At 42.6% G+C, this 11,921-nt stretch carries 10 protein-coding genes; 8 read left to right on the forward strand and 2 right to left on the reverse strand.

Translation table 11 applies throughout. The annotated features are described in order from the left end of the window. The 3 genes from yidD to K339_RS35975 are packed head-to-tail and all read left to right on the forward strand — an operon-like array spanning position 1 to position 2,115. Positions 1–459 carry a membrane protein insertion efficiency factor YidD gene (gene yidD / locus K339_RS35965; RefSeq protein ID WP_051398006.1) on the forward strand — a complete coding sequence of 153 codons (459 nt, stop codon included), beginning with the start codon at positions 1–3 and terminating at the stop codon, positions 457–459. Further along, a complete protein-coding gene (locus K339_RS35970; protein WP_051398007.1) occupies positions 456–1,298 on the forward strand; it encodes a tetratricopeptide repeat protein in 843 nt (280 codons plus the stop codon). Before yidD ends, K339_RS35970 begins: the two co-directional genes overlap by 4 nt. Next, entirely contained in the window at positions 1,243–2,115 is an 873-nt protein-coding gene (locus K339_RS35975; RefSeq protein ID WP_211243800.1) for a hypothetical protein, read from the forward strand. The genes K339_RS35970 and K339_RS35975 overlap by 56 nt, the downstream gene beginning before the upstream one ends. Before the next feature lie 36 nt (positions 2,116–2,151). Here the strand turns inward: K339_RS35975 and K339_RS0114155 are convergent, their stop codons facing one another. Next, complete coding sequence (locus K339_RS0114155; protein ID WP_028524182.1) at positions 2,152–2,595, reverse strand: TM2 domain-containing protein; 444 nt, start codon at positions 2,593–2,595, stop codon at positions 2,152–2,154. 83 nt (positions 2,596–2,678) lie between these two features. Continuing rightward, positions 2,679–3,530 (reverse strand): putative outer membrane beta-barrel protein, encoded by an 852-nt coding sequence (locus tag K339_RS0114160; protein ID WP_157607592.1) that lies wholly within the window; start codon positions 3,528–3,530, stop codon positions 2,679–2,681. Here K339_RS0114160 and cmk point away from each other — a divergent pair. From cmk to K339_RS33680, 5 genes are all read left to right on the forward strand, one after another. Beyond that, the gene (gene cmk, locus K339_RS0114170) at positions 3,529–4,236 is read left to right on the forward strand and encodes a (d)CMP kinase (RefSeq protein ID WP_028524184.1); all 708 of its coding nucleotides are present in this window, start codon (positions 3,529–3,531) and stop codon (positions 4,234–4,236) included. The genes K339_RS0114160 and cmk overlap by 2 nt on opposite strands. After that, the gene (locus K339_RS0114175; RefSeq protein ID WP_028524185.1) at positions 4,233–5,312 is read left to right on the forward strand and encodes an NAD(P)/FAD-dependent oxidoreductase; all 1,080 of its coding nucleotides are present in this window, start codon (positions 4,233–4,235) and stop codon (positions 5,310–5,312) included. The genes cmk and K339_RS0114175 overlap by 4 nt, the downstream gene beginning before the upstream one ends. Before the next feature lie 43 nt (positions 5,313–5,355). Beyond that, positions 5,356–8,565, forward strand: coding sequence for a hypothetical protein (locus K339_RS0114180; RefSeq protein WP_028524186.1), 3,210 nt, complete (start codon positions 5,356–5,358; stop codon positions 8,563–8,565). Between the two features lie 468 nt (positions 8,566–9,033). Further along, a complete protein-coding gene (locus K339_RS37150) occupies positions 9,034–9,300 on the forward strand; it encodes a hypothetical protein (RefSeq protein ID WP_157607593.1) in 267 nt (88 codons plus the stop codon). Between the two features lie 69 nt (positions 9,301–9,369). Further along, on the forward strand, positions 9,370–11,921 hold a 2,552-nt coding region (locus K339_RS33680; protein WP_037300361.1), incomplete at its 3' end, for an SdrD B-like domain-containing protein.

The following is an 11,921-nucleotide window of genomic DNA, read 5'->3' on the forward strand; positions in this document are numbered from 1 at the left end:
ATGGCTAACAAAATCAGAAATATACTCCTGTGCGGAATGCTGTTGTTGGGCTGTGCAATGGGTAAATTGCGGGCACAGGTGTCAGACCTAGAGCTGCTGGCTGAATCTGGATCGGCGCCAACGGTTTCGTTTGGGAAGGTAGAGAAGCCTAAGCAATCCCCTTTCTTGCGTTACAATCCTGTCTATTGGTTGCTCAATGGCGCATTGACAGGCTATCAAAAAGTCATTTCACCCCAAATATCAGCCGATTGCCTTTATGAATTGTCCTGCTCGCGTTTTAGCAGGGTGGCGATACAAGAGTTTGGTATTTTTAAAGGAATTGCCCTCACTGCCGACCGAATTTCACGCTGCAACCGCGTGGCTGCCACAAGTATTGAATTACTCCGAATCAATATGCAGACAGGGAAAGTGGTGGATACGCCCGCGATGTATCGAATAACCCCCAAAAAAACTCCATGAAGTATTTGAAAGAATGGATATGTATTGGGTTGGTAATATGGTTAGGCTTGCCAACGAGGGCGCAGCAAACCCAATCGTCGGATTCACTTTTTTTGGAATATTTGCTGGAAAAAAAAGCGTATAACGATGTCCTCAACTGGACAAAATACCGAAAGGCGTTTCCCTATTATCGGGGTTTGGCTTATTACAATCAGCTTCAGCTTGATTCCGCTATTTCTTGCTTTCGTCAGCTTCCTGTAATACATCCCCATTTTGAAAAAGCCCGCTTTTTGGAAGGGATTGGGCATACGTTTTTAAAACGTTATGATAAAGCACAAGCGGCATTGACAGATTTTGTACCCAAAGATTCGTTGTTTATCGCTTTGCAAAATTTCCAGTTGGCGGGGGTTGCATTGCTGAAAAGAGACACAATAGGCTTTGTAAGGCGCCAAAAGTCCTTCACAGGGCATTATTTTGCATTTAGTCAAGAGGAAGATAACCTCGAAAAAAACTACCGCCAGATTAGGACGCATCGAGGCAAGTCTCCTTGGGTGGCGGGGGTGATGTCGGTGGTGATTCCTGGAAGTGGGAAAATATACGCTGGAAAAACGGGCCAGGGAATTATCACATTTATTCAAAATGTGGCGCTGGGCGTGCAAGCCTACGAAGCATATCGCCGCGATGGTTGGAAAAGCCCTCGTTTTTTGATTTATGGAGGATTGTTTTCTTTCTTCTACGTGGGCAATGTGTGGGGAAGCGCGTTAAGTGTGCATGTACGACGACAAGAATTTAATGATAAGGTGAATGAACAGATTCTATTCAATATGCAAATTCCTATTCGTACTGTGTTTAATCAGTAGGGAAGGATTTACGCAGTCGCCTGATAGCCTGATGGCCCAACAAAACTATGGGCTGGCGGCGGTGTTGTACGAGAAACAAATTTTTGAATTGACCCAAACATCCTTGTCGGAAGATTCACTTCGGCAAACGTATAATCAATTGCTTACCCGAAAGATTCAGGCGCAAAAATCTGAGCGCAGTTTTGAAGATGCTTGGCAAACCGCCCAACGTTTTGATTTGAGTGAACCAAACAATGCCGTGGCTTTTCGGATGCGGTATGAAACTATTTTGTGCGGGTATTTGGCCCAACACTACAACGAAACGTATGGACTGCTGCAACAAACCAAGTTTTATACCCAAGATTCACTGCTTTCTGAATCGCTGCAGGTAGTAGAAATTTTCACGTTGAATGAACTGGAACGTTGGGCGGAGTCTAAAGCCGTATTTCAGCAATACGCCGTACGTAAAGGCTTAAACGTAAATGCGGACGAGCTGTATAAGTTTTTGAAGAAAAAGCCTAAGAATCCAGATAAAGCCCAATTGTTGTCGTTTTTGATGCCAGGGCTGGGGCAGGTATATGCAGGGTATCCCAAATCAGGAATCGTTTCGTTGGGCTTGCAAGCCATTGCCCTCGGATTTGGGGTGTATCACGTCTGGCACAAATATTATTTTATTGGCTTTTTTACGGGCGCAGGAATGTTTCAAACGTTTTATTTTGGAGGAGGACGCAGGGCGGCTATCATGGCAGAAACAACCAATAAAAAGCGAAAAGCCGCTAATAACCAGCGAATACGAACGGTGGTGATTGGGGCAGAAACAAAAAAGGGCAGTGAGTAACTCACTGCCCTTTTTTGTTAACTTGTTCTGTTTTGCTTAGTTGGCAAACATGAAGAATTTCTTGTTATTGACGTACTTATCAAAATTCTTCTCTTCAATTACTTCTAGGAGAAGAACAATCCAGTCAATCAAAGCAACAATACCCAAACCACCACAGGTAAGGATGTATCCAACGATAACACCACCAGCAGTTCCAAGGTAAGCACGGTGGATACCCAAGAAACCAACTACCCATGCCAAAATAAATGCAACAACTGGTTTTTTGTCACCTGCCATTACTTTTGTCATTTCGTTTCCTTGGCCCATTAGGCTTTCAAGTGCTGTGGCAGCTTGTTCAACGTTTGCTACGTCCAATTGATCGCCTGAGTTAAGTGTTTGTTCAACAGAAACTGCGTCGATAAAATACTCCGCAGTAGTAGCGTGGCTTTTTGTAACAAGTAGTACAGCAAAGCAAAAAACAAGTGCAAATAGTTTTTTCATAAAATTATTTTGAGGTTTAAAGTTCGATTACGTCCCAAAAATACGCTATGAGACGTAATCAACAAATGGGAACGAAAGATTTTTTAAAATTTAAACGAAATACCTGCTTGAAGCCATGAACCACCCGAGCCCAATTCAGCAAAACCAGCAAGATTATCACTAAATTGGAAGCTAGCACCTACGCGAGCTAGAAGAGATAATCCACTATCTGAGCCTGATAAGCCTACACTTTGTCGGTAAGCACGATAGTCTGATCCGTAAGAATCATTGCGATAAAGAATACCACCTGCTACATACAAATCAAAATTCTCGTCTTTCATATTTAAAACTCTGTTAAGGTGATATGCAGCACGAGGCCCAATACTTATTTGGTTGTATCCGTAGTTTACACCTGCGAGAGCTCCTATAATTCCAGTACTGGGGCGCTCATAAGAGGCAAACAAACCTACGCCGAGGTCGTCCATGATACCGTATTCTACCGATGCGTTGGCACCAATAGAACCAAGGCCAACACCAATGTTGACTTTCTTATCACCTTTTGAGAATTGGGCTAGTGAAGATGTGGAGGCACAAAAGAAGGCTGTGAGTGCCAATAATGAAGATAATAACACCTTTTTCATGGTAAATTGTAATTTATGGTTGTAAAACGCTTCAAAGAAAACACAAAAAAAGTTTGCTTGCATAAATAGGATACCGAAAATTATTATTCGGTATTTTTTTATGCTTTTTACCGAGCTTAGAACGTAAATGTACAAAAATGAAATACGTAAATACAATGACTTTTGTAATTTTAATGTACAGAAAATTAGGCAATATGCCCAAAAATGTACCGATAAAAAGAAAAGGAAACTGACAAACTTCATTTTACTACAAAACGGTGGAGTGGGATAGGGCATTCTGCGTATCTTTGCCCCAACTATATTAATCTGTTTCATGCCAAAAATTATTATTGCTGTTGACGGCTATTCGAGCTGTGGAAAAAGCACTACGGCCAAAGGGGTTGCCGCCTATTTGGGGTATGCCTACATTGATACAGGGGCGATGTACCGTGCCGTTACGCTCTATTTTATGACGCAACATGTCTCATTGACCAACCCAAAGGAGGTTGCTAAAGCGCTGGAAAATATCAAGATAGATTTTAGACGAAACCCCGAAACAGGCCGCAATGAAACCTATCTGAACGGCTTGAATGTGGAGGACGAAATTCGTAAATTGTACATTGCCAATTGGGTGAGTGAAGTAAGCGCGGTATCGGAGGTGCGCCGTGCGATGGTGGCACAGCAGCAACGAATGGGCAAGGCCCGTGGCGTGGTCATGGACGGACGTGACATAGGTACCGTGGTATTTCCAGATGCCGAGCTGAAAGTATTTATGACCGCCGAGCCCGAAATCAGGGCGGAGCGCCGTCAAATTGAATTATTGGCCAAAGGGGAAATGTTAGACCTTGATGACATTCTTCAAAATATAAAAAAACGGGACCATATTGATACCACGCGAAGCGATAGTCCACTCCGTCAGGCGTCGGATGCCGTAAGTGTCGATACGTCGTTTATGACGCTTGACGAACAAATAGATTTGGTCACACAACTGGCAGATGAACGCATAAGCCGTTCGATGCGAAAAAGAACAAACGCTTCATGAAAGCCGATTACTTAATTGTAGGGCAGGGGATAGCTGGTTCGGTATTGGCTTGGACGTTGGAGCAACGAGGCTACCGAGTGGTGATTATTTCAAGTGCTGATTTGCCAACGGCATCTAAAGTATCAGGCGGAATCTTTAATCCGATTACTGGGAAGAAATTAGCACGTACTTGGAAGGTCGAGGAGATTTTTCCGTATGCACGTACTTTTTATCAGGAAATGGAAGAAACGCTCCAAACCGAGTTAGTACACTTGTGTGATGTGTATCGCCCGTTTCGCTCCATTGAAGAACAAAATACGTATTTGGCCCAAACCGCCGATCCCAACTTGGCGAAGTACGTAGCCGCGGAGGCAAATGATGAAAAATTTGCCCCATTTATCGAAAATCAGTACGGAGGGCTTCAAATTACGCATTCGGGCTGGGTCGATTGTCCTGAGATGCTTGAAAAAATAAAAGCGTATTTTATTGGAAAAAGTCAATATGTGGTCGAAAATTTTGATTACAATAGTGTTGTTTTTCAGGAAAATAGTGTGATTTATAAAGAGTGGGAGGTTAAAAAAGTACTATTTTGTGAAGGCTATGAAGCGCTTCAGAATCCATTTTTTAATTGGCTCCCCTTCAATCCTGTAAAAGGACAGACGCTGATAACGCAAGTAGAAGGCTATTCGATTGAGGAAATAGTCAACCAAGGAACGTTTATTCTTCCCATCGACAAAAAAGGAAAATGTCGATTTGGGGCAACTTATACTTGGCATGATTTGAATTGGGAAACAACTGAGGACGCTCGTCAGTTTCTAGTAAATAAGATAGGTGTATATTTCAAAAAACCATATACCATTCTTGAACAGCAAGTCGGGATTCGTCCATCCACCAAAGACCGTCGGCCATTGGTAGGAATACATCCAGATTATCCTCAATTGGGGATTTTCAATGGGCTTGGAACAAAAGGCGTAACCCTCGCTCCCTTTTTTGCATCACAATTTGTGAATTTTTTAGAATTAGGTGAAGAATTGGACCCAGAGGTGAATATTACGCGCGTTTTTTCGTTATATTTTCGTTCTAAATCAAGTCAATAATTGACTAACCTGAAAGTTATTGGCAGATAACAGTTTCGATTCTATGAAAAGGTGTTCTATTTTTCGGATTTTTTGGATTGGACTTATCCTTTGTGGAGCAATCGCACAAGGCCATGCCCAAAATTATCCCTCGCAAGAGCAATTTGGTAAAAACCGAGTTCAGTACCAGAGATTTGATTGGAAAATCCTCAAAACCAATAACTTTGAGATTTACCACTATGGAAATGGAACGCCCTTGGCGACCTTGGCGGCCCAATATGCGGAGTCAGAAATAGATCGTATCACGGAGGTGTTGGGTTATACGCTCTATAACCGCATCAAAATCTTCTTGTATAATTCTCCTCAAGAGCTTTTGCAGAGCAATATGGGGATGGCCAATAGCTCCGATTTAAGTGAAACAGAGCTAAATCTCGCCAAATCTCGCCTAGAAATTGCATTTACGGGTGACCAAATCAGTTTCAAAAAACAGCTAATTCGAGAAGTATCGAGGCTAGTCGTATATGATATGTTGTACGGCGGAAGCCTCAAAGATGCCCTACAAAGCTCGCTGTTGTTGACCTTGCCAGATTGGTTCATGTCAGGAATCGCGGCCTATATTGCGGATGGTTGGAGTACCGAATTGGATGATTACATGCGCGATGCCATCGTGAATCGTCAGATGAAAAAACCTTCTTTATTGACTGGAACGGAGGCAACGATTGTTGGACAATCTATTTGGAATTACATTGCCGAACGATATGGGAAAGACAATATTTCCAACATTTTAAACCTCACCCGTATTATTCGTACTGAGCAAACAAGTGTAGCCAGTACCCTTGGGGTATCGTTTACGAAGTTTCTGAAAGATTGGCGGGATTTTTATTCCAACATGGCCACGACAGTGAGTGCAACAAACAAAGTGCCTACTGGTGATTGGCAGGAAGAATTGGATTTGCCACTGGGAGGATTAGCAAACTCTGTGCGATTAAGCCTTGATAACCAGTATGTAGCGGTTACGAACCGAAAAGAAGGAAAATATACAGTCGAGGTTATCAATGTCGAAACAAAAGCAAAAACGACCATTCTCAAAGGGAAATATTCACTGGAGAAAAAATCATATTTGAGCCGCGTTCCGCTCGTTGCTTGGAGTCGAAACAATGGGTTGGCCATTATTACGGAAGAAAATGGACGCGTATTTTTGGAGATTTTTGATATCCTAGAAAAAGGAAAATACAAGCTTCGGATGAGCCGCGAAATTAGGGGTATCAACCAAGTGACCGACTTTGATATTTCCAACGATGGCTCAACATTAGCCCTCAGTGCAGACAGCCGTGGACAAAATGACTTGTATTTGTTTAACGTGGGTAGGGCTTCTTTGCTTCCGCTTACGAGTGATCTGTACGACGACCGAACGCCTCATTTCGTGGCAGGTTCTTCAACCAGGGTCGTGTTTACTTCAAACCGTTTAAAAGATTCCCTTATAACGTCAGACAAAGGCTCGTACAAAACGGTAAAGGATAAAATGGCATTGTTTGTTCATGACGGTAACCCGCGTGCGCAAATAGTATCCCGTATTGTTGATTCTTTGGGGATAATTTCTAGTCCACGTACATCAGATGAGAATACTTTTTATTTCTTGTCTGATTATAAAGGTATCACAAATTTATATCGCTATGAGTCAGATATAAAGAAATTGACTCCCCTTACCAACTTCAATCAAAACATTCGGGATTACGATTATTTGCTTACATCAGGGGCGTTTACAAGTTTAAATTGGACCAAAGACCACGAATCGGTCATCTACCAAAAAACACTGTCGCCGTTGTCAAATGATTTAGCACCAACGCCCCGAATGCAAAGTATGTCGGGGATGTCGGTATATAAAACTGAACTGCGTAACAACCCTGCGGCGGATGCTAGTTTGATTGCTCAAATGGCCAACCCTCGTAAAATGCAACTAGACTCGGGAGAGGTAGATACCGATAATTATGAGTTTGATGCAGATGTGTTAAAAACCTTTGAATACCGTCAGCGCAGGGGGACTTCCGTAACGAGCGCTGCCAACTTACCAGTGCGCAATAGAAGACGGGAGAACATTACCATCAAAGGTCCCATTACGTACAAGAGTTTGTTTATCAGTAACGACGCTACCTCCGATTGGCGAATAGATCCTATCCGTGGGTTTGGGTTTTCACAATCCCTAACAATGAACGATTTGCTTGAAAATCATATCGTTAAGGCTGGATTTTTCTTGGGACTACTCAATTTTAGAACCAATAATCTTTGGGCAGAATACAGTAATTTGGCACACCGAATTGATTTCACAGCTCGGGTTGATCGGCAAAGTTTGTACGTACAACCACCCGCAAGCCAGAAGTATAGATACAATCGTGTGGCGGTAACGGCGGCATATCCGTTCAATAATTTTGCTAGAGTAGCAGTTACTCCTTTCTTTGCCGAGTCTCGATTATTGGACGTGAGTAACATTGCAGCAGCCGATGTTACTTCTACTTATTTGGGAGCAAGGGCTGAGTTTGTGTATGATAACTCTCGCATCAATGGAATGAATATGATGGAAGGCACGCGCTTTAAAGTTCGGTACGATTGGTTTGGCGGAGTTTCGGGCACGAAAGGTTTTAATCGCTTGGCGGTTGATTTACGGCATTATCAAAAAATTCACCGTGACCTCATTTTTGCGACCCGCCTTTCATTTGCCCACTCGGGTGGGCGCTCACCCAAACAAAGTGTCATGGGTGGAATGGAAAACTGGACGGGAAATAATCAAGAAGGAAGGTCGGTAAATCCACTGGCGGTGGGACTAAGTAGCTCATTGATTCCAATTGATAATAGGGATATATTTTTTGTAGAATTGGCTACAAATTTAAGAGGGTTTAATTTTAATAAAGTATCAGGCACTACCCACGTACTTTTTAACGGAGAACTACGGATGCCCCTTGTAAAGTACTTTTATCGTGGGCCAATTACGTCCAATTTCCTTCGTAATTTCCAACTTGTCGGATTTACCGATGTGGGTACTGCATGGACGGGAAAATGGCCGTTTAATCGTCAAAATAGTTTAAATACCGAGATAGTTCGCCTCGATTTCTTTAGTGCTACTGTCAACAATTTCCGTAATCCTTTTATGGTTGGATATGGTTTAGGGGCAAGAACGATGTTGTTTGGTTTCTATGTTAAATTCGACTACGCATGGGGGTTAGACAACGGAGAAGTAAACAAAGCGATTCCTTATCTGACACTTGGTTATGATTTTTAGGATAATAATTCCACCAACAAAAAAGCCAGGCGAGAAGCCTGGCTTTTTTGTTGGTGGGGAGGTACTTAAAAGGCATATTTTTGCGGCTAAATGAGCCAATTTAGTGCATTTGAGCTGTTTTGGAGTAGGAAAAAAACGGTTTTGTTGGCACGGTTTTAGCTAAACTCAGTGTGTAGTTGTGTAATTGAAATAATTATAACAAATATTGAAATAATTAAATATTTCTACATTTGCTTTTTTCTCTAATTTTCATTGATAACTATCTGTAAAACAAGAGATTAGTCTAGTACTTTAAAACTCTTCTGTGCGATTGTTGACTTTGGCATAATTTTAGATACTTTCTGAGTGGGATAAACCCCCAATTGTAGTTAGTTCAGAGGAGTTATTTTCTGGCGGTAGTATTCTACTGTTATTTCGGTTACTTCTGACTAATTATAATATACCGAAATCACATAACCAACGTGACCGATGAGTGCAACATTTACTAAAGTCCAGCACCTAGCTACGCTTCCCATTCAGGTGGGAATGAGTCGCATTCTGAGTACTTTTTTGGGCAACACAATGGTTTGCCTAGAGATGCTTACTATCAGAAGAAAAAAGGCGGATGGACATAAAGTGACAGATTGGAGGACTTACCGTCCTAAACTCTCAGCGGGAGGACAAGGTGCTGTATGGGTCAATTCTGTAAGGATAGACCAGTACTACCATTTACCAGGCGCGTCGCCACCACCCTAAAGTATTTTCATTAAATTAATAGTAAATACCCCAAAATTTTTATACTTTCAATCAATTATTTTGCAGACTATGAGTCAGTTATCCATTTCTCCTCCTCAGAATAAGCAGCGTGTTCTGGGGACGCGTTTCGACGAAAAGTCGAGACGATGGGTATCTACCTCCCCGCCATTGACGGAGGAGGAGGTAAAAGGCTATGAACCAATAGGATATGTTGGTTCGGCTGTCCCGAAAAATCGCATGCTGAAGCCCATTAAGTCATTGATGGGAATGCTTATGTTAGTGCTAGTTACTGCGATTTCAGCAGTAGCTCAGGTAGCACAAAAAACAGTAGATGTTAAACTTACCAAGCAGGTTGATATTTCTCAACCTACCATTGGTCAATCTATCAAGTTTACGATCTACGCCAAAAACGACGGACCAGACGCTGCTACGGCTGTCGTGGTGAAGGACATCTTCCCCTCGGGAGGTGCAACCCTCACTGGAAACTCTCCTGCTGCAGGAACAACATTCGACGCTGTAACAGGGTTGTGGAGTATTCCCACCATCAGTGCTGGAGATTCTGTTAAACTTGAGTTAACAGGAACAGTTACTGGTCGAGGTGTTTACTTCAACATCGCGGAAGTGATGTCAATGGGTGCTAATCAGGAAGATGCTGATTCAGACCCGGGCAACGGTGTTTTAGGGGAAGATGATTATGCAACGGCCTGTTTTTCAGTGCCGCTTTTGTGGTATCCAGGCGATGAGTACACAGTTGCTCTCGCTGTGCCAGGGTATTCAAACCTAACATGGACAAAAGTAGGCAAAGGCCCAGTTACTGGCGCCGCTGCTGATAGTGCCTCTGTAAGTGGTGATACCTTAATTATTAAAGGTACAGGACGTTTTGCGTTTACGGCACAGGTAAATACTTGTCCCGCTACTGGATGTTGTGAAATTATCGTGATTCCAGGGCCACTTGGAAGCATTGGTGATTTTGTATGGAAAGATGTGAATGATAACGGTGTTCAAGATTCGGGCGAAGCTGGTGTAAACGGCGTTCGTGTGATTCTTTGGAGCGCCGTAAATGGTGTGCCAACAACACCACTTGATTCAACCCTGACAACGACAAACCCTGCCGATAATACAAAAGGCGGGTATTATAGTTTCACAGGATTGGTCGCTGGTGATTACATTGTTCAGATTGACAAGTCAACGTTGCCAACAGGTTGTATTTTAAGTACTAAAGTCAACCAAGGTGGCGATGATACTAAAGACAATGATTTTAACGCAACGACAGGCATTAGCCAAGTTATTACGTTAGATCCAGAACAAGGTGGCATATTAAAGGATAACCCAACTATTGATGGTGCATTGTTTAGCCCACTTGGAAGCATTGGGGATTATGTATGGAAAGATACCAATAACAATGGTATTCAAGACGATGGTAATACAGGTGTAAATGGTGTTAAAGTAGTTCTATTCCAAAGAAATCAAGGAGGAACTTTAGTAGCAGTAGATACAACTACTACCGCAAACAACCCATCGGGAGGAAACCCTGGTTGGTATTCGTTTGAAGGTTTGTCAAAAGGAGATTATCAATTGAAAGTATTGGTAGGTACGTTGCCAGCAGGTTGTGTGTTGAGTGACTCTACTGATAAAGGTGGTGATGATACCAAAGACAGCGACTTTAGCCCAACGACTGGACTTAGCCCAATCGTTTCACTTGACCCAACGTTAGGTGGAATTAATAAGGATAATCCAACGATTGACGCCGCATTGCGCAACTTGTTGGGTAGCATTGGAGACTATGTTTGGAAAGACACAAACAATGACGGTATCCAAGATGCTTCTGAAACAGGAGTCAATGGGGTGAAAGTGATTTTGTGGAGTGCTAACACAAGTGGTCAGCCAGTCGCTAAATTAGACTCGATGGTGACGATCACTAACGCAGGTAAAGCGGGTTATTATACATTTAATAACTTAGCTAAAGGTGATTACATCGTTCAGATTGTAACAAGCACCTTGCCAGCAGGTTGTGTGTTGAGTACGAAAGTTGATCAAGGTGGTGATGACACTAAAGATAGCGATTTCAATCCAACATCAGGCTTGAGCCCAGTTGTGAAGATTGATCCTGCTTTGGGTGGCATCAGCAAAGACAACCCTACAATTGACGGTGCATTGTTTAGCCCACTTGGCAGCATCGGCGATTTTGTATGGAAAGATTTGAACGACAATGGTCAGCAAGACAGCGGTGAACCAGGAGTGAAAAATGTACGCGTTATATTATATAAAGGTAGCGGCAATACATTCTCTCCAATTGATACGGTTTACACAGGAATTAGCGGAGACTATCTCTTTACTAACCTAGCAGGTGGTTCTTATCAAGTGGTGTTTGACCCAACTAGCTTGCCTGATACTTGTCAGTTGAGCTTGAATCAGAATGTTGGTTCAGATGTAACGGATAATGATGCCAACCCTGTAACAGGACGCACAGCAACAATTGTGATTGATCCAACCAAAGGTGGTATTGATAAAGACAACCCAACGGTAGATGCGGCAGTTACTAACTTCGACTTGGCTTTGACGAAGTCATTGGCATCGGGTCAGAGTGCGAACGTAACTCCAGGCGATTTGGTAACGTTTAC

It is taken from the genome of Runella limosa DSM 17973, from assembly GCF_000482465.1.
GTDB classification, from domain to species: Bacteria; Bacteroidota; Bacteroidia; order Cytophagales; family Spirosomataceae; genus Runella; species Runella limosa.

Excerpts from the sequence above, each read along its gene's own strand:
- yidD (WP_051398006.1), top strand. The coding sequence starts at position 1 with ATGGCTAACAAAATCAGAAATATACTCCTGTGCGGAATGCTGTTGTTG.
- K339_RS35970 (WP_051398007.1), top strand. The coding sequence starts at position 456 with ATGAAGTATTTGAAAGAATGGATATGTATTGGGTTGGTAATATGGTTA.
- K339_RS35975 (WP_211243800.1), top strand. The coding sequence starts at position 1,243 with ATGAACAGATTCTATTCAATATGCAAATTCCTATTCGTACTGTGTTTA.
- K339_RS0114155 (WP_028524182.1), bottom strand. The coding sequence starts at position 2,595 with ATGAAAAAACTATTTGCACTTGTTTTTTGCTTTGCTGTACTACTTGTT.
- cmk (WP_028524184.1), top strand. The coding sequence starts at position 3,529 with ATGCCAAAAATTATTATTGCTGTTGACGGCTATTCGAGCTGTGGAAAA.
- K339_RS0114160 (WP_157607592.1), bottom strand. The coding sequence starts at position 3,530 with ATGAAACAGATTAATATAGTTGGGGCAAAGATACGCAGAATGCCCTAT.
- K339_RS0114175 (WP_028524185.1), top strand. The coding sequence starts at position 4,233 with ATGAAAGCCGATTACTTAATTGTAGGGCAGGGGATAGCTGGTTCGGTA.
- K339_RS0114180 (WP_028524186.1), top strand. The coding sequence starts at position 5,356 with ATGAAAAGGTGTTCTATTTTTCGGATTTTTTGGATTGGACTTATCCTT.
- K339_RS37150 (WP_157607593.1), top strand. The coding sequence starts at position 9,034 with ATGAGTGCAACATTTACTAAAGTCCAGCACCTAGCTACGCTTCCCATT.